This window comes from Roseibium album, assembly GCF_001404515.1.
Lineage (GTDB): Bacteria > Pseudomonadota > Alphaproteobacteria > Rhizobiales > Stappiaceae > Roseibium > Roseibium album.
Genome location: NZ_CXWE01000003.1, coordinates 514,715 through 532,789, shown reverse-complemented (window position 1 = coordinate 532,789; position 18,075 = coordinate 514,715). Strand labels below are relative to the sequence as shown.

General features: G+C 56.7%; 18 protein-coding genes and 1 pseudogene. 3 read left to right on the top strand and 16 right to left on the bottom strand.

Annotated features, from left to right (window positions below; genetic code table 11):
* Complete coding sequence (locus LA5095_RS11965; protein WP_055115138.1) at positions 1-396, top strand: response regulator; 396 nt, start codon at positions 1-3, stop codon at positions 394-396.
* Between the two features lie 224 nt (positions 397-620).
* Here the strand turns inward: LA5095_RS11965 and LA5095_RS11960 are convergent.
* The 5 genes and pseudogenes from LA5095_RS11960 to speB form a co-directional block, all read right to left on the bottom strand.
* Positions 621-1,349: pseudogene (locus LA5095_RS11960) on the bottom strand (amino acid ABC transporter ATP-binding protein).
* 74 nt (positions 1,350-1,423) lie between these two features.
* Positions 1,424-2,104 (bottom strand): amino acid ABC transporter permease, encoded by a 681-nt coding sequence (locus LA5095_RS11955; RefSeq protein ID WP_055115136.1) that lies wholly within the window; start codon positions 2,102-2,104, stop codon positions 1,424-1,426.
* Between the two features lie 9 nt (positions 2,105-2,113).
* Positions 2,114-2,776 carry an amino acid ABC transporter permease gene (locus tag LA5095_RS11950; RefSeq protein WP_104703233.1) on the bottom strand — a complete coding sequence of 221 codons (663 nt, stop codon included), beginning with the start codon at positions 2,774-2,776 and terminating at the stop codon, positions 2,114-2,116.
* 83 nt (positions 2,777-2,859) lie between these two features.
* The gene (locus tag LA5095_RS11945) at positions 2,860-3,711 is read right to left on the bottom strand and encodes a transporter substrate-binding domain-containing protein (protein WP_144435964.1); all 852 of its coding nucleotides are present in this window, start codon (positions 3,709-3,711) and stop codon (positions 2,860-2,862) included.
* 46 nt (positions 3,712-3,757) lie between these two features.
* Positions 3,758-4,732: an agmatinase gene (gene speB, locus LA5095_RS11940; protein ID WP_055115653.1), complete on the bottom strand. Its 975-nt coding sequence runs from the start codon at positions 4,730-4,732 to the stop codon at positions 3,758-3,760.
* A 100-nt stretch (positions 4,733-4,832) separates the two neighbouring features.
* On the opposite strand from speB, the gene LA5095_RS11935 reads away from it, so the two are divergent.
* Positions 4,833-5,747 (top strand): LysR family transcriptional regulator, encoded by a 915-nt coding sequence (locus LA5095_RS11935; protein ID WP_055115132.1) that lies wholly within the window; start codon positions 4,833-4,835, stop codon positions 5,745-5,747.
* A gap of 250 nt (positions 5,748-5,997) precedes the next feature.
* Here LA5095_RS11935 and LA5095_RS11930 read toward each other — a convergent pair whose 3' ends face one another.
* The 4 genes from LA5095_RS11930 to argH all read right to left on the bottom strand — a co-directional run bounded on the left by LA5095_RS11930 (position 5,998) and on the right by argH (position 11,758).
* Entirely contained in the window at positions 5,998-8,583 is a 2,586-nt protein-coding gene (locus LA5095_RS11930; protein ID WP_235808772.1) for a TIGR02302 family protein, read from the bottom strand.
* A 129-nt stretch (positions 8,584-8,712) separates the two neighbouring features.
* The gene (gene lysA / locus LA5095_RS11925; protein WP_055115129.1) at positions 8,713-9,987 is read right to left on the bottom strand and encodes a diaminopimelate decarboxylase; all 1,275 of its coding nucleotides are present in this window, start codon (positions 9,985-9,987) and stop codon (positions 8,713-8,715) included.
* A gap of 68 nt (positions 9,988-10,055) precedes the next feature.
* Positions 10,056-10,265, bottom strand: coding sequence for an LPS translocon maturation chaperone LptM (gene lptM, locus LA5095_RS11920; protein ID WP_055115127.1), 210 nt, complete (start codon positions 10,263-10,265; stop codon positions 10,056-10,058).
* 107 nt (positions 10,266-10,372) lie between these two features.
* Positions 10,373-11,758, bottom strand: coding sequence for an argininosuccinate lyase (gene argH / locus LA5095_RS11915; protein ID WP_055115126.1), 1,386 nt, complete (start codon positions 11,756-11,758; stop codon positions 10,373-10,375).
* 42 nt (positions 11,759-11,800) lie between these two features.
* On the opposite strand from argH, the gene tlpA reads away from it, so the two are divergent.
* Complete coding sequence (gene tlpA / locus LA5095_RS11910) at positions 11,801-12,463, top strand: thiol:disulfide interchange protein TlpA (protein WP_055115123.1); 663 nt, start codon at positions 11,801-11,803, stop codon at positions 12,461-12,463.
* Positions 12,464-12,605: 142 nt separating this feature from the next.
* On the opposite strand, the gene LA5095_RS11905 is transcribed toward tlpA, so the two are convergent.
* The 7 genes from LA5095_RS11905 to LA5095_RS11875 form a co-directional block, all read right to left on the bottom strand.
* On the bottom strand, positions 12,606-12,812 hold the full coding sequence (locus tag LA5095_RS11905) for a hypothetical protein (RefSeq protein ID WP_055115121.1): 207 nt from the start codon (positions 12,810-12,812) through the stop codon (positions 12,606-12,608).
* Positions 12,813-12,847: 35 nt separating this feature from the next.
* Entirely contained in the window at positions 12,848-13,108 is a 261-nt protein-coding gene (locus LA5095_RS11900) for a hypothetical protein (protein ID WP_029062804.1), read from the bottom strand.
* A 298-nt stretch (positions 13,109-13,406) separates the two neighbouring features.
* On the bottom strand, positions 13,407-13,610 hold the full coding sequence (locus tag LA5095_RS11895) for a hypothetical protein (RefSeq protein ID WP_055115119.1): 204 nt from the start codon (positions 13,608-13,610) through the stop codon (positions 13,407-13,409).
* Between the two features lie 82 nt (positions 13,611-13,692).
* Complete coding sequence (locus tag LA5095_RS11890) at positions 13,693-15,195, bottom strand: class I adenylate-forming enzyme family protein (RefSeq protein ID WP_055115117.1); 1,503 nt, start codon at positions 15,193-15,195, stop codon at positions 13,693-13,695.
* Positions 15,196-15,200: 5 nt separating this feature from the next.
* Entirely contained in the window at positions 15,201-16,082 is an 882-nt protein-coding gene (locus LA5095_RS11885; protein ID WP_055115651.1) for a 3-hydroxybutyryl-CoA dehydrogenase, read from the bottom strand.
* Positions 16,083-16,219: 137 nt separating this feature from the next.
* Positions 16,220-17,152 (bottom strand): electron transfer flavoprotein subunit alpha/FixB family protein, encoded by a 933-nt coding sequence (locus LA5095_RS11880; protein WP_055115116.1) that lies wholly within the window; start codon positions 17,150-17,152, stop codon positions 16,220-16,222.
* 24 nt (positions 17,153-17,176) lie between these two features.
* A complete protein-coding gene (locus LA5095_RS11875) occupies positions 17,177-17,926 on the bottom strand; it encodes an electron transfer flavoprotein subunit beta/FixA family protein (protein WP_029062809.1) in 750 nt (249 codons plus the stop codon).
* Between the last annotated feature and the right edge of the window lie 149 nt (positions 17,927-18,075).

Here is an 18,075-nt window from a genome sequence, read left to right as displayed (position 1 = left end):
ATGGCTCGCATTCTTCTAACGGAAGACGACGAAGCGGTACGCAGTTTCGTAAAGCGCGCGCTTGAACTTGATGGACATTCGGTGGACGTGGCGGAAGACGGTGGTGAAGCCGTAGAAACGCTGACCCGCGAAAAGGGCGAGTTCGATCTTCTGGTATCCGATATCAAGATGCCGGTCATGGACGGCATTGCGCTCGCCCTGCAAACCGCGCGTGATTTTCCAGATATGCCGATACTGCTGATGACAGGTTTTGCCGATCAGCGCGAGCGTGCGAACGGTCTGGACGCACTGGTTCACGACGTGATCACCAAGCCGTTCTCGCTTGTCGATATCCGCAAAACCGTCCGCAATGCCATTGCCGGCGAGTTGCCGCAGGAAACACGGCGTTACGCGTAATCTGCACTTGGTTGTCAATCCAGGGTTCTGTCCGTCACGATCATCCGCATACGCTAGGGAATAGTCTTTCGGCTTTCTGCTGAAAAGCTACAACCTGATCAAGTCAGAAGAGACTTGATCGATCAAAGTTCTGGTGCCTGACCCGCCTAGAGGCGGTCGATCCGATCTGTATGACGCAATCGAGCGAAGCCCTTTGGGTGTCTTTTCCCCATGATTGTCCAGGACTAGTGTTGCAGTATCTGATCCAGGAAACTCCTGGTCCGCAAATTGCGGGGGCTTTCAAAAAATTTCTCAGGCTCGTTCACTTCCACAATCTGACCCTGATCCATAAACACAACCCGATCTGCGACATTCCGGGCGAACCCCATTTCGTGGGTAACGCAGATCATTGTCATGCCTTCTGTCGCGAGTTGTTCCATTGTATCGAGAACTTCACTGATCATCTCCGGGTCCAGCGCAGATGTCGGCTCGTCAAACAACATGATGCGAGGTTCCATGCACAATGCGCGGGCGATGGCCACCCGCTGCTGCTGTCCACCTGACAATTGGCCGGGAAGCTTGTCAGCCTGGTCCGGTATCCTGACCTTTTCAAGATAGCGCCGGGCCAGGCTTTCAGCTTCCCGGCGCGTCTTCTTGCGAACAGACATCGGGGCCAACACACAGTTTTCCATGACAGTCAGGTGCGGAAACAGGTTGAATTGCTAAAAGCACATTCCGACTTCCGAACGGATCTGATCGATATTCTCCACGTCGCCGGTCAAGGGGATGCCATCGACGATGATATCCCCCTGCTGATGTTCTTCCAGACGGTTGATACATCGGATCAGTGTGGATTTTCCCGACCCGGACGGTCCGCAGACAACAATCCGCTCTCCGCTGTGCACAGTCAGATTGATGTCCTTCAGAACCTGGAAATCGCCGTACCACTTGTTCACATGCCGAAGGTCGATCATGAGATCCCGCACGGACGGCGAAGATTCCTCGGTGAAGTGCTGAATTTCCATTTGGTCCGGATTCCCGTTGGTGTCTAGCGCAAGGCGGCCGCTGGTTTGGCGGTCTCGACATCAATCCTGACCTGCACCATCTGCGTGAGTTTCAGAAAGAGCGTCGAAAGCATCCAATAGATCACGGCGATCGTTGCAAATGTCTCGACCGGTGTGAACGTGCGCCCATTGATATCGCTTGCTGCATAAGTCAGTTCGGCCACCGTGATCATCGACAGTAGTGAGGTTTCCTTGATCATCGTCAGAGCGATATTTGTCCCTGGCGGAAACACATATTGATAAATTTGCGGGAAGATTACCCTGCGCATGTAAAAGCCATACTTCAGGCCAAGCGCCTTGGCAGCGTCGAACTGACCCTGTGAAATGGCTTCCACACCACCGCGAAACACTTCGGCGAAGTATGCTCCGCCATAGACCGACAGGCAGATTAATCCCGTGGTCAGGCCCGACAACCGGATGCCGTAGAATGGAAGCGCGTAAAAAACCATGAATATTATGATGAGCAATGGGATGTTGCGCATCAGTTCGATAAACACGATCGCGGGCCAGCGCAGCAGTCGAGACCTTGATATGCGCAACAGGCAGACAAAGACCCCGATCAGAATGCCGACAGGGATCGAGATTCCCGAGATCAGCAAGGTGTTCATCAAACCCTCGAACAGAATATCCCGATTGTCCCATATGGCGCTGTAATCGAATGTCATGGAGCCTCTCTACACCCGGTATTTCAGGGATCTGCGCTGGAGGTATTCTCCAAACTGACTGATCGAAAAACAGATTACGAAATAGACAATCGCCGCCAGGCCCAGCACTTCAACAGGCCGGAATGTCTCGTTGTAAAGCATCTGGGATGCACGGGTCAGCTCAACCAATGTGATGGTGGACAGCAACGGTGTTATCTTGATCACCATGGTGAATTCATTCACCAGCAAGGGGATTACCGAATTGAAGACCTGGGGCAGGATGATCTTGAGCCAGACCTTGCTTTTGGAAAGTCCCAGGGCTTCGGCCGCTTCCCATTGCCCCTTCGGAATACGGCTTAAACCACCACGAAGTATTTCGGCAACAAAGGCCCCACTGTTGAAGCCTATTGCCATGATTCCAGCGGTGAATGGGCCAATGTTCACTCCCGTTAGCGGGGCAAGCGCATAGTAGAAAATCAGGATTTGGACCAACGCGGGCGTTCCGCGAATGAAGCTGCCATAGACTGTGGCAATCGACCTGAGCAACCACCAACGGCTGTTACGCAACAACAAAAGGACGGTCCCGACAAGAATGCCGACGCAACACGCCAGGATGCCGACAAAAATCGTGTAAAGAGCGCCCCAAAGCATGGGTCCCGTTTTCGGGATGATTTCTGCAAATTGCAGCTCCATGGAGATGTTCTTTCCGGTGAGGGGTTAGTTGAACCGGAACAGGGCGGGAACTGGTTCCCGCCCTGTTCCGGTTTAACGAAAACTCAGAGCGCACCAGCTGGCAGGTAACTTTCAGGAAGCTTCATTTCAAATCCGAACCATTTCATCTGAAGTTCTTTCAGGCTGCCGTCGGCTTCGAGCCTGTCAATTATTTCATTTACCTGATCCCGCAAATCCGACCCATCGGGATGTGCGACCCAGGCAAACAACGTACCCTCGCCGATCAGATCAAGCTTCGCGAATGTATCGGGGCGCTGCCTTTGCATCGGAGCCAGTGAAAAGGAAGGAATTGTGCCAATGTCAATTTGACCGCTTGCCAGGGCCAGACGCATGTCATCAGTGGATTTGAAGCCCCGAATGTCTGCAAATCCTGGTCCGCCCGCGGCCTTCAGTTCTGCATCAACGGCTTCAACTTCCTGCGCCTGGGATGAGCCCAGCTCAACGCCGACGATCTTGTCGGCTACATCCGCCAGACTGGACATGCTGTCATCACCATGACGTTTGACCAGCATGGTTTCTGCCACCGCTAACGGTCGGGTGTAAGCGTATTTCGCGACCCGATCAGGCTTGATCGCAACCGAGGTGGCGACGAGATCGTATTTCTTGGCCAGAACGCCGGCAAGGATGCCGTCCCACGGCAATTGAAGCTGCTCGAGTTCAACACCCATATCGGTCACTACCAGATCGAGAATGTCCTTGCCGTATCCGACGACCTTGCCGTTCTCGAGATACTCCATCGGCGGATATGCAACTTCTGTCGCGACCGTGATTTTTCCGTTGGAATTGACGCTTTCCAGCACCGACCCAGCGTTTGACAAACCGGTCATCGCAAGGATCGCTGCAAACCCGAACAATCCTTTCGAGAGCAGTTTTATGTGATGAAGTATCGATGTCATTTCATTCTCCTCGGTGCTGGACAATCTCGCTGCATTTCTTGTCGGTTCATGACCTTGCGTCCCGCGCACGCGCGAGAACGCACAGAATTTCAAACATGATCGAGACGCCAACCCAGGCCGTGCCCCCGGTCGGGTCGAATGGTGGTGACACCTCAACAAGATCGCCGCCGATGATGTTTAGCCCATCGAGAGCCCGAACCATTTGTTGCGCTTGAAATGTTGTAAATCCGCCGATTTCCGGTGTGCCGGTTCCGGGCGCGAAAGATGGATCAATGGAATCAATATCGAAACTGACATAGGTTTCGTCAGAGCCTACGATTTCACGCGCCTCGGTCATGACATCGACCACACCGCGCTCGAAGAGTTCTTCTATCTCGACTATGCGAACGCCTTGTTCCAACGCCCAGTCAAAGTCCGAAGCATCGTACTTGATGCCGCGAATACCGATCTGGATTGTGCGCCGGGGATCAAGGTAACCCTGCTCAATTGCCCTGCGGAAGGGTGTGCCATGGGTGTATTTGCTGCCACCGAAATAGACATCGTTCATGTCGGTATGGGCATCAAAATGAACCATACCTACCGGCTTTTCCTTGCCCAAGGCACGCAAGACCGGAAACGAAATCAAATGATCGCCGCCAGCTGTTAGCGGAACGATGCGCCTTTCATGGATCTGATCATAAAATCCGGTGATCAGATCCAGACTTTCCATGATGTCCATCGGATTGACCGGCGCATCTCCAAGGTCGGCACAATTGACCAGCGCAAACGGGTTCATGCCGGTGCGCGGATGAGTGGTCCGGATCATTGTGGACAGGTCTCGAAGCTGACGCGGGCCATGGCGTGGTCCCGGCCTGTTAGAGGTGCCGCTGTCAAATGGAACGCCGGCAATCCCGATATCCAGTTTGTCGGCATCTGCGCTGTCGACATTGACATGTGGAAGCCGCATGAACGTGGGCAGCGCCGCGAAGCGAGGTGTTTTCATTCCTGAAACTGGCTGGAAGTCGGCGTCTTTAGGCAACATTGCGATCTCTTCAAAACTTGTGTGATTGCGCAATTGTAGTTACTTCTTGAAATTGATAAACTCGGACATATCGTAATTAACTTTGAAAAATTTGGACGTAATGACCGATTCCATACTTGCAGATGTCGATATCAAGCTGCTTCGTGTGTTTCGCACGATCGTGGAATGCAGGGGGTTTTCTCCGGCGCAGGCCGAGCTCAATCTGTCGCGCTCAACCATCAGCACACATATGGCAAATCTTGAGACACGGGTCGGGTTCAAGCTGTGTAGCCGCGGACGCGCCGGCTTCGCGCTGACTGACCGGGGTCGCTCCGTCTACGAGGCGGCCTGTTCAATGCTGGCTGCAATCGAAGGCTACCACGCGCAAATCGAGCACCTGAAGGAACGGATCGTCGGTGAAGTCACCGTCGGTGTTGTCGACAACCTCATCACGAATTCGGATTGTCACCTTCGCGACGCGATCCGCGACGCTCTTGCCGTGTCCCAAGACCTGAGAATTACGCTTCGGATTGCTCCACCTGACGAGATTGAGGAACAATTGGTTCGGGGACAAATCCAAATGGCGATCACGCCACAGTTTCAGAACAGGAAATTCATTTCACAAAGACCAGTATTCTCGGAAAGGCAACTTTTACTCTGCGGCAGGGAGAACCCTTTATTCTTGCTTGACGAAGACAAGATGACGTCAAAGCTGGTTGCCGAGCAACAATACGTTCGGCGTGGTTTTGTTTCGGTTATGACGCCGTATTCATCCCATTTCAACAGTCCTGCCCTTGCAGTCTCGCATCAAATGGAGGGGCTGGCATATTTTATCCTCAGTGGACGTTGTGTCGGTTTCCTGCCCGAATTCTTTGCAGACTATTGGATCGAACGGAATGAAATGCGTGTTATACGTCCGGACAGGTTTTGTTTTGACGTTCCCATCTGTCTGTCGCGTCGAGATGATAAGCAACACACACATGCAGAAGCGTGTGTCTATGACGCCATTCTCTGCGCGCATCAGAGTGCTGAATAGCGCGCGGTCTGCGCTCGCAGGTTCTAGTGACGGTATCACCTGATTTTCAATTCCCGGACGCCGGATCGGCATCGGATTGATAAGACCGGCTTTCTCGATTCAATCAACGGACGTCTTGCGCTGTGAACCCGGCCCCTTGCCGTTTTTGGCGTCCGGCCTAACCCTCACATTCTTCCGGTTGCCAACAAACAACCCCGGTACACACATGACGGGGGACTTGCAATAACGCAGGCCTATTCGGCCTTTTCAATCAATACCGCTTCAAAAGCCGTTCCAGATAGTCCAGTTCCAGCTTGGGTCGGGAGGGATCGGAGAAGCGCTTGCGCAGTTCTTCCAGGATCCGCCGTGCGCGCTGAACGTCGATTTCATCCGGAATCTGTACCCGATTGTTGAAATCCGGTCCTTCTGCACGGCGCGGACGGCCGAGTGGATCTTCGTCCATGGGCGAGGGTCCGTTCGGGTTTCCTGCCCCTTCGCCCTGGCCCATCATCTGCTCGGTCATGCCTTGCGCACCACGCCGGAGTGCGTCCAGCGCGTCTCCCTGCTCACCGAGTGCCTGTTGACCCTGGCCCTGGCCAAGGGATTGCTGTGCATCGCCCATGGATTCGCCGGCCTGGCCGAGAGCTTCATTCTCGCCCATACCGTTCTGGCCGAGCTGTTCCATCAGTTCCTGAAGCTGCTGTGCCAGATCACCCTGACCCTGTTGAAGCTGCTGCAGCATCTGTTCCAGCTGCTCCTGGGTGAGTTGCTGACCCTGACCTTGCTGTTGCTGGCCCTGCTGGCGCTGATCGCCGCGCTGGCGCTGCTGGTCCTGGTTGAACCGGTGGGTCTCGTCCATCAATTGCTGCTGGCGCTGGATCATCTCGCCGAGCTGATTGAGCATCTCCATCATTTCGCTGTTCATGCCGTTGGGCATCATCTGCGGTCGCCCGGCCTGCAGGTTTTCCAGCATTTGCTGCATCTGCGCCAGAAGCTCGCGGGCGGCATCCCGTGACCCGGTCTTTGCCAGTTCCTCGATGCGGTCCAGCATCTCGCTCAGATCCTGCTGACTAAGGGTCTGCTGGTTGCCATCAAATGGCTGCATAGCCTGCGGGTTTTGCCGCATCTGTTCGGCCAGTGCCTGCATGTATTCGTTGAGCGCCTCGCGCAAATCCTGCGTCAGCTTGGCGATTTCCTCGTCGCTCGCACCTTCTTCCAGTGCCTTGCGCAGCGCTTCCTGGGCGTCCCGCAATTTGCGCTCGGCTGCAGACAGGTCGCCATCCTCGATGGACAGCGCAAGATCCCACAACAGAGGCAGCATAGCCTTGAGATCCTCGTCGGATTGCGCGCGCACGAGTTCTCCGTAGGCAAAGCGCATGCCGAGGTAGTTGCGCGCTTTGAAATTGAATCGCTCCGGTGCCAGCATGAGCGCGTCCATGGCGGTGATTACCTGCGCATGGTTTTGTGCATCAAGTGCCAGATTGCGGCGTTGTTCGACAATCGCACGGGCAAGGGGTTTGCCGAAACGGCGCTGGGGCAACGTGATCCGATAGACCGGAGACGTGCCTTCCTGGCTGGCCTGATCGCGCGCGAGCAGCGTCAGATCGACTTCCGAGCCTGCCCAGGGATGAGACGTCAGGTCGCGGATCGTTTCCGCGGTTTTTGCCGTGCCGGTTCGTGGCGGAAGCGACAAGGGAAACTGGGGTGCCTCGACCAGCGGACGGGGGACACGATCCACATGATCAGGATTGGGGAGCGGCCTTATTCGCCCCTCGGCGGCAACGACACCGTAATCGTCATTCACCAGATAGGAGAATTTCAGTGCACCGCTGAGCTGCTCTTCAGGGTCATCGACGAGGCGTATTTCAGGCGCGTCGTCAGGCCTGACCGCAAAGACAAAGCTCATGAACGGTTCCTCGCCGTTCGAAAGCTCCACGATACCGGTGGTTTCGAGTTTCAGGCGCCGCTCGACCGGAAGCAGCCTGGCAACGCCCGGATCCGCGATTTCCGCATTTTCTTCCGGATCCACAACCAGCGGCTCGGCATCGTCCGGTCCGGCAAATGTCATTGCCAGTTCGCGCGCGCCTTGCGACCTCACGACGAGGATAGAGCCTTCCGGAACGGAGACCGGCGTTCCGGGGTCGCGCAACTGGGCACTTTCGCCGGTCAGATAGATAGGAGGTTCGCTTGTGTAGATCGGCGGCGTTACCCAGGCATCAAGCCGGCTGGGTGGCTCGACCGTCTTGAAAGGATTTTGAAAAGCAGAGGTCAAACGCCCCATATAGTCGCCGCTCGCGGTCGTCAGTCCCACCAGCAACAGGCTCGCTGCGAGAACCCTGAGAGCCCACGGATCCCGGCGATAGGCTTGCGGGTCAGGTGCTTTCGAGCGGATCGAAGCGACGGCTTCGGCGGTTCTGCGCTGGTGCAGCGCCCAGATCGCGCGGGTTTGCGGGTTGTCGGAACCGACAGACAGATCGTCTTCCAGCGCGGTCAGCGGGCGGTGACGGTAGCCGGATGACTGCTCGACGCGCTGGAGCGCGTCTTCACGCGTCGGCCAGGACAATCTCGTCAGATCCCTGGCGGACCAGATGGCGGCGGCGGCAAACAGGATAATCCCGATCGGTCCCGCCCAGGCAGGCAGGACGAGCCAGAAACCAAGCCAGGACAGGCCGATGAATATGCCGACGACGACAAGCAGCGGCACCAAGGCGCGCCAGAAGCGCTCCAGGAACAAGGAAACGCGGCTTTGCCTGACAAGCGTGTCCAGGCGAGACTGGATGTAGTGCCGCCAGCCGGACGGCTCCGGGTCTTTCTGCCGTTCAGGTTCCAGGTCGCTGTCGTTCGTGCTCAAAGGCACCTCCGGTTCATATCCCGCGGTCGCCGATGAGACGGACACCGGCTGCGTGATCGGCCCTCCACCCTATAAGGTGAGGCATCGGAGGCAATCCGGCAACAGTATGAGCCAACTAATTCGAGGTCGACTTCGTCACGAAGCGTTGAGCCAATCGGGTATTTGATCCAGACCAAGCAAGTCGTCGAATGTCGGACGAGGACGAACGACCGCGAATTGATCAGCGTTTACGAGGACTTCGGGGACAAGTAGCCTGGAATTATACGTACTCGACTGGACAGCACCATAGGCGCCGGCGGAAAGAAACGCCAACATATCCCCAGCAGCCACTTCGGCCATGTCGCGGTCCTGCGCCAGGAAATCGCCGGTCTCGCAAACGGGACCAACGATATCCGCCTTGATTCGCTCCCGGGTTCCATCATCTTCCCTGACGGGCCGCACTTCGTGATGGGCTTCGTAAAGTGTGGGGCGGATCAGGTCGTTCATCGCCCCGTCGACGATGACGAATGTCTTGCCTGCGCCATCCTTCACGTAGATGACCCTTGTCACCAGAATACCGGCATTGCCGGCGATCAGCCGTCCCGGCTCGAACATTACCTTGCAGTCAAGTTCTCGCACATGTTTCTTGACGACTTCGGCATAGGCATCCGGATGCGGAGGCGGGTCATTGTCCGTGACGTAGGGGATACCGAGGCCGCCGCCCAGATCCACGTGGTCAATCTTGTGCCCCTGTCCACGCAGATCGGAAATCAACTCGCCCAGACGGGCAAACGCATCATCAAACGGCTGCAACTCCGTGATCTGGGATCCGATATGCATGTCGATACCGGTCACTTCGATCCCAGGAAGGCTTGCTGCCTGCGCATATACCTCCCGGGCGCGTTGCCACGGTATTCCAAACTTGTTCTCCGCCTTGCCGGTTGCGATCTTCGCATGGGTCCTGGCATCAACGTCAGGATTGATGCGCATGGAGACGCGCGCGGTCCGGCCCATTTCGCTGGCAACGCGGGACAGCTGATGCAATTCCGGCTCGGATTCCACGTTGAAACACAAGATGTCTTCTTCCAGGCCGTATGCCTGTTCCGCTTCCGTTTTTCCGACTCCGGAGAAAACGATCCTGGCGGGTGCAACACCTGCAGCGCGGGCGCGGCGCAATTCGCCTTCCGAAACCACGTCCATACCGGCCCCAAGCTGTGCCAGGGTCTTCAGGACAGCCTGGTTCGAATTGGCCTTCATGGCATAGCAGACCAACGAGGGAATATCGTCAAACGCACCGGCAAACACTTGATAGTGTCGGGTCAGGGTCGCGGTCGAATAGCAGTAAAACGGCGTACCGACCTCTCTGGCGATTCGTTCAATCGCCACATCCTCGGCATGAAGTTCGCCATTCTTGTAGTCGAAATGATGCAAGACGTGCCTCGTCGAGCTGTCGCGTATCAATCGGTCCGGTGAATTTCCGGAACTCCATGCGCTCAGTGTCAGTTGATCAGGAAATCCAGAAAGAAGGTATCGTTCTCACTTTCCGGTTCAAGCTGCGGCGGTGCCGGCGCGTCGGCAGGATCAACTGCTTCGTTTTCCGGTGTTTCAGGTGTCCCGGGAACGTCCAGATCGCCCTTCCGGCCGCACCCGGCCAGAAGCACGCCCAGGCAGAGGCCGATCAGCGCCAGTGATTTGAACCGGATCGTCATTCGCAAATGCCCTTCTCGGAATTCTCTTCTTAGGTCTTCTCCTCGCATGACAGACACCGTTGAGCAAGGCCACCGGTGCCAACGAGGGAAGATTGCCAGTCCCGAACCTATCCCCTGGACAGTTCCTTCAGCCAGCGGCGCGCCTGTTTGCGCACGTTGACCGGCGACGTTCCGCCAAAGCTGGTGCGGCTGCGGACGGACTTGTCCACGGACAGAACCGAAAACACTTCCCCGGTGATCTTCGGATCAACCTTTTGCATCTCATCCAGTGGGACTTTGTGCAGTTCAACACCCTTTACCACAGCAAGACCAACGATCCGGCCGGTCACGTGATGGGCATCACGAAACGGCATTCCCAGCACCCTTACGAGCCAGTCTGCCAGATCCGTGGCGGTGGAATACCCCGATCCCGCGGCTTTTTTCATTGCCTTGGTAACAGGTTCCAGATCCTTGACCATGCCGGTCATGGCGGCGAGCGCGAGGGAAACGCTGGCCAAACCGTCGAATGCCTGCTCCTTGTCTTCCTGCATGTCTTTCGAATAGGCCAGCGGAAGTCCCTTCATCATCACCAGAAGCGCCTGCAGCGATCCGTAGATGCGGCCACTCTTGGCACGCACGAGTTCCGCAGCGTCCGGGTTTTTCTTCTGCGGCATGATGGAGGAGCCGGTGGAGAACTTGTCGGACAGCTTCACGAAGCCGAATTGTGCCGAACACCAGATCACGATCTCCTCGGCAAGACGAGACAGGTGCATTGCGGTCATGGCGGAGGCACTCAGCGCCTCGATGACGAAATCGCGATCGGAGACGGCATCGAGCGAGTTCGCAGTCGGCCTGTCGAAGCCAAGCGCTTCCGCGGTCAGCTTCCGGTCAATGGGGAACGAGGTGCCGGCAAGCGCAGCGGATCCCAGGGGGCATTCGTTCATCCGCCTGCGTGCATCACGAACCCGGCCGCGGTCACGTGCGAACATTTCGACATAGGCAAGCAGATGGTGACCGAAAGTGACAGGCTGTGCCGATTGCAAATGTGTGAAACCCGGCATCACGTCGGCAGCATGCGTCTCCGCTTTTTCGGCGAGAGCAAGCATCAGGTCGCTCAGTTGCTCATCGAGGGTGTCCAGCGTATCGCGCACCCAGAGACGGAAATCCGTTGCTACCTGGTCGTTCCGCGAGCGCGCCGTGTGCAGGCGTCCGGCCGCCGGACCGATCAGCTCGGCCAGACGGGCCTCAACATTCATATGAATGTCTTCAAGGGCGCGGGAGAACTTGAACTCGCCGTTTTCTATTTCTGACAGAATTGTGTCTAGACCGCCGACAATCTTCTCGGCATCGTCGCGGGTGACGATTTCTTTTTCTGCGAGCATGCGCACATGGGCTTTCGAGCCGTCGATGTCTTGCTTATATAACTTCCGGTCGTAGTCAATGGAGGCATTGATTTCCTCCATGATGGCGTCCGGTCCTTCGGCGAACCGGCCTCCCCACATGCGATTGCTCATGTCCTGTCCCTTAAGAGGCGCCTCTTGCGAGGTGTGAACGAAATGAATAAGCCAACCGAACCCGCAAAGAGCTCCAGGCGCGGCTTGGTCGCCGCAGGGCTCGCAGGCGCGGTAGCCGCCTTAGCGGCTCTATACGTGATCGCCGGTCCCGATGGCAATATCGCAAGTGCGCAAAGCTGTTCCGCAGCCCTGTCAGCCGCAGCTTCCGCCAAGCCCTTTGCCAAGGGCGAAGTTGCTGCCTTTCTTCCGGCCAGCCAACCACTCGACCTGAAAAACCTTACCTTCCAGGGACCCGAAGGCGCACCGATGTCGATGGCCGACTTCAAGGACAAGACGGTTCTGCTCAACCTATGGGCGACCTGGTGCGCGCCGTGCCGCAAGGAAATGCCTGCGCTTGATCAGCTTCAGGCAGATCTTGGAGATCCGACTTTCGAGGTGGTTGCGGTAAATCTGGACCGCGGAGGTCCGGACAAGCCGAAAGCATTTCTGGACGAAATAGGTGTGTCAAATCTGACCTACTATCAGGACAGTTCAAACGGATTGTTGAAGGCTCTTCGCAGGGTCAGCCGGGCAACGGGGTTGCCGACGACAATTCTCATCGATCCGGATGGTTGTGAGGTCGGGACGATGTACGGGCCGGCCGAATGGGCCTCCGGAGAAGCCAAGGCCCTCATTCAAAGCGCGCGGGGGAAGAGTGGCACCTGATTTTCTGGCTGACAAGACACTGAGCCGGTGCCACTGAAAAACGTCGCTTGTCCTTGCGGTAAGGCTCGCGGTCTTCCCAGAACAGGCCAAATGGCGCGCTGATTGAGCTGACAGGGCCGGCGCGCCAAAGTCGTATGAAGCCCTAGACCGTGACGTCGACGGCTTCGCCCAGGCCAGGGATCTTCCGTGTCTCGCGACGCTGTTCTTCCTGGGTTGCCTGTGCGTCGTTTAGCCTGTCGGCGACAGCGCGTTCCTGTTCGGCCTGATCTTTCACCGCATTGATGGCGAATTCGTTGCGGATATTTGCAACACTGTAGGACGCTGATGTGCTGTCTGAGACACTCGCCATTCCTGATTCTCCTGTGACATGGTTACGCGAGGCAGCTAGAGGGTGATATCCAGCCGGCCACCCAGGCCGTTTTCCGGGCTGCGCGATTGCGCACGATTTTCCAGCTTTTGAGCCTGATCGCTCAGGAACTCCGCGCGATTCGAGCTGAACTCGGCCTGACGCTGAACAGCTTCGGCTGCAGCCTCCGACTGGCGCGCTCCAAGCGCTTTCGCCTGTTCCGCGATCTTTTCTGTTCGCGGAGTTCCAAGCGAAGGCTGGAATACCTGGGATGTTGAACTTGCTATTGCTTCGGGCATATTTAAGCCAAATACACGTTGCGATTTGACTTCATTGTGCCCTAGAGGATTGAATTGAAAGGTAAATTTTACAGTAAAGTTGCTTTGTTACTTCATATATATCTAAAGAAATACCAGAAATTTATCTAAATGTTGAAATAAGCACAGTCAAGATACTGAGTTGGTTACTTTCTTTTTCAGGTGGACGAGCCGGAAGGTTTCATGCAAGTGGGATCCGGCCTTGCAAACAGACTGCACGTGCCGGCGTTCGTGGATCAATCACGAAGGACAGCTTAACTTTTTCAAGGAAGAAAGGTTTTCAGGCGGAGACGTCGACCTGCGTTCCCAAACCCGGGGCGGGAGCCGCCTGAGTGGACTGAAGGTTTGCAGCGCCTTCCTGCAGCAGAGCGACAAGTCCGGCATCCTGTTGGGCGGCAATTTTCAGCATTTCCGATTGCAGCGCCTGGCTGGTCTGCGCCTGCATCGTTGCTGCATATGTGTTGGCGATTCCAACGCTGTTCATGAGAGCTCCCAATATCGTCCCCGACATTAGCTCTCTGCGCTTAAGCAAGCGTTAACAGATATTTATCGGTCTTGTTAAATGTTTAAGCTCCATCCTCAACTGTCCTTGCAAGGGCCTTGCGCCGAACCTTGCCAGACGGAGTGCGAGGTAGTTGGTCGAGGATCTTGTACAATTTTGGCCGCTTGTAGTCTGCAAGATGTCGCGAAGTGTGGACGGAAAGCGCTTCTTCGTCGAACTCCGCCGGATCGCGTGGCACGACAAAGGCGGTGATCAGGCTGACGCCCGGCCGCACTTCCAGTTCGGTGACGGCGACTTCATGCACATCGGGGTGCGCCGTCAAAACCCGTTCCACTTCTTCGGGCGCAACACGATAGCCGAAGGCGTTCATCAGGTCGTCAGCACGCCCGTCATACCAATAGTAACCATCGGCGTCCTCCCGCATCCGGTCGCCTGTCAGAAACCAGTCTCCGCGAAAAGCTGCCTTGGTTTCATCCGGCCGATTCCAGTAACCAAGCATCAGCCCGGGTTCATCCCTGTGAACGCATAGCAAGCCCGGTTCATCGACCCCGGCCGGGCTCAGGGCACCACCCCGATCGTTCAAAAGAGCAACCTTGCGCCCGGGTTGCGGTTTCCCGGTTGCACCGGGTTTCACCGGGACACCCGGACCGCTGGACAGATAAGTCGAGATTTCGCTCATACCGAGGGCTTCGTACAACTCACGGCCTGTCCGGTCTTTCCAGTCGCGGTAAAGTGCGGCGGGAAGGCCTTCTCCCGCGGTCAGGCCGTGCCGCAATGCCGGAAAGGAAGTGTGCGAGATATCTGAGTATTTCAGGATTCGGCGGTAAAGGCTCGGAACCGCGGCAAACAGGGTTGCCCGGCTGGTTTGGAGTAGATCAGGCCACACGGATGGATCGCGCGGACCCTGGTAGATGACACTTGTCGCACCCCTGATCCATGGGTCGATCAGTCCGACGGTCAGCGTGTAGCTCCAGTTGAACGCGCCGGCATGCAACAGGCGGTCATCGGCCTCCAGTCCCAGCCAGCCCGAATGAGCAGGCAATCGCGCCCGGGCGGTTCGCTGGGCATGCAGCACTCCCTTAGGCACGCCGCTGGTCCCGGATGTATAGATCAGATATGCCGGATCATCTGGCCCGGTATCTGCAAACTCACCTGCCCGGAACGTCTTGAGTTCCCTGATCCCCTCCGGTCCCAGAAAAGGAACTGTGCCGTCTTCGGGCAAAACCGCTTCCCTGTCGTGAATGACAAGGCTTGCACCGCTGTCTGCAAGAATTCCGGCCGTCTCGGCTGCAGTCAGTTGATCGGAGGTCGGGACGGGAACAAAACCGCCGGCAATCGCACCGAAATACATCAACGGAAAATCGCTGCTGTGCCCGATCCTGAGCAGGATCCTGTCACCGGTTGCAAGGCCCGCGGATCTCAGGCCACAAGCAACTGAAAGAACTGTGCCGGTCAGCTGGCCATAGGACCATGTTTCGCGTATTGCGCCGCCCGGCCCGACGACTTCCAGTGCGGTCTTGCCGGGATCCGCATCGGCATTCGTCAGGCAGTAGCGGGCGAGGTTCATGCACCTTACCGGGTCGGAACCGGGATCTCGCCGCGATAGTCGTAAAATCCGCGCTGAGTCTTGCGTCCGAGCCAGCCGGCCTCGACATATTTCACCAACAAGGGACAAGGTCTGTACTTGGTGTCTGCGAGGCCTTCATAAAGCACCTGCATGATCGACAGGCAGGTGTCGAGACCGATGAAATCGGCCAACTGAAGAGGACCCATGGGGTGATTTGCACCAAGGCGCATGGCCTTGTCGATGGATTCGACAGACCCGACACCCTCATAGAGCGTATAGATTGCCTCGTTGATCATCGGCAGCAGAATGCGGTTGACCATGAATGCCGGAAAATCCTCGGCAACGGCAACTTGCTTGCCGAGTCGATCGCAGAAGCCCCTGGAAGCTTCAAATGTCTCGTCTTCCGTTGCTATGCCTCGGACCAGTTCGACCAACTCCATGAGCGGAACCGGATTCATGAAATGAATACCGATGAACCGTTCCGGACGGTCAGTGGTGGCCGCAAGCCGGGTGATGGAAATCGACGAGGTATTGGTTGCCAGAATGGCTTCCGGTTTCAATATCGGGCACAGTTGCGCGAAAATCTTTCGCTTGACCTGCTCGTTTTCCACTGCGGACTCGATTACAAGGTCCGCGTCGGCAAGAAGATCGAGCTCTTCCACAGGCTTGATACGGTCAAGCGCTGCTGCCCGTTGGTCTTCGGTTATCAGGGACTTGCCGACCTGACGGGCCATATAGCCGTTGATCGAGGCGAGCCCGGATTCGATCCGCTCCATCGAAATGTCGCTCAGTCCGACGTCGTAGCCGGCAAGTGCGCACACATGTGCGATGCCGCTACCCATCTGGCCTGACCCAATCACGCCGATTTTTTTGATTTCGACTGCCATCCTGAACTTCCGTGTATGAGAAACACCCCGGCGGACCGGGTTGTGGCTATTTTTGGCAAGTCTTGAGCCGAACAGCAAGAACCCCGGAGCGAAAACTCGCATTCACCCCGGGGTCCGTGATCAATTTGCCGCAGGTATTACTCCACGGCAGCCTTCAAATCGGGCAGAACCTCGAACAGATCGGCAACAAGGCCATAGTCGGCAACCTGGAAGATTGGCGCCTCCTCGTCCTTGTTGATTGCCACGATGACCTTGGAGTCCTTCATGCCGGCAAGGTGCTGAATTGCACCGGAAATGCCGCAGGCGATGTAAAGATCCGGTGCCACCACCTTGCCGGTTTGGCCGACCTGCCAGTCATTGGGTGCATACCCGGCATCGACTGCTGCGCGGGACGCTCCGACTGCCGCGCCGAGTGCGTCGGCAACCGGCATGATGACTTCCTGGAACTTTTCTTCCGAGCCGAGTGCGCGGCCACCGGAAATGATGATTTTTGCCGAGGTAAGCTCCGGACGATCGGATTTCGACAGTTCTTCGCCAACAAATTCCGACAGACCTGTCCCATCCGTACCGGCCACATTTTCGATGGCAGCGGAACCGCCTTCTTCTGCTGCGGCAAATGTCGACGTACGAACGGTGATGACCTTTTTCGGATCACCAGACTTGACCGTCTGCATCGCGTTGCCGGCATAGATAGGACGCTCGAAGGTTTCCGCATCAATCACGGCCGTGACATCGGAGATCTGCATGACGTCGAGAAGTGCGGCAACACGCGGCAGCGTGTTTTTGCCGTTTGACGTCGCCGGCGCGACGATCGCATCATAATCACCGGCCATACCAACAATGAGATCGGCAGTCGGTTCTGCAAGCTGATGCTCCAAGGCGTCGCTCTCCGCGACCAGAACCTTTGCGACACCGCTCAGTTTGGCGGCTTCTTCCGCGACACCCTGGATGCCCTTGCCGGTGACCAGTACGTGTACGTCAGATCCGAGCGCAACGGCTGCAGTCAGAGCTTTCGACGTCGCATCGTTCAAAGCACCACCGGCGTGTTCAGCCACAAGAAGTGTTGTCATTTTCTTTCCTCCTGCGACGGGTCCTTAAAGGACACCGGCCTCGTTTTTCAGTTTGTCGACCAGCTCGGTTACCGAAGCCACCTTGATACCCGCCTCGCGCGCAGGCGGTTCTGTCGTCGTGACAACAGTAAGCCGCGGCGTGATATCGACACCGAAATCCTCGGGGGTCTTCTCGTCGATCGGCTTCTTCTTGGCCTTCATGATATTGGGAAGCGATGCATACCGGGGCTCATTCAGACGAAGGTCGGTCGTGACGATCATCGGCAGCTTCAACTTGACGGTCTGCAATCCACCGTCAACTTCGCGAACGACGTCCGCCGTTTCGTCACCAAGCTCGATGTTGGAAGCAAAGGTTCCCTGGCTCCAGCCCAGAAGGGCGGCCAGCATCTGACCTGTCTGGTTGCAATCGTCGTCGATCGCCTGCTTGCCGACGATAACAAGACCCGGCTCCTCGGCTTCGACAATGGCCTTCAGAATTTTCGCGACCGCCAGCGGCTCGGTGATTTCATCCGTTTTGACAAGGATACCCCGGTCCGCACCCATGGCGAGGCCTGTACGCAGGGTTTCGGTTGCCTGCTGCGGTCCGACGGACACGACGATAACTTCGCTCGCCTTGCCGGCTTCCCTGAGTCTGAGAGCCTCTTCCACGGAGATTTCGTCAAATGGATTCATGGACATCTTGACGTTTGCAAGATCGACGCCAGACCCATCCGGCTTGACACGGACTTTAACGTTGTAGTCGATGACCCGCTTCACGGGCACAAGGATTTTCATTTTGGTCTCAACCTCTTCCTGGGCGGTTTTCACCGCACCGCAGTAACCGGCGCAACCGCTGAAGCGACTTGATGTCACAAACCGCGGAAACTAGCCAATAGTGGCGCATGGCGCGGGACGGTACTTACCGGCAGGGCGGCTGTCAATTG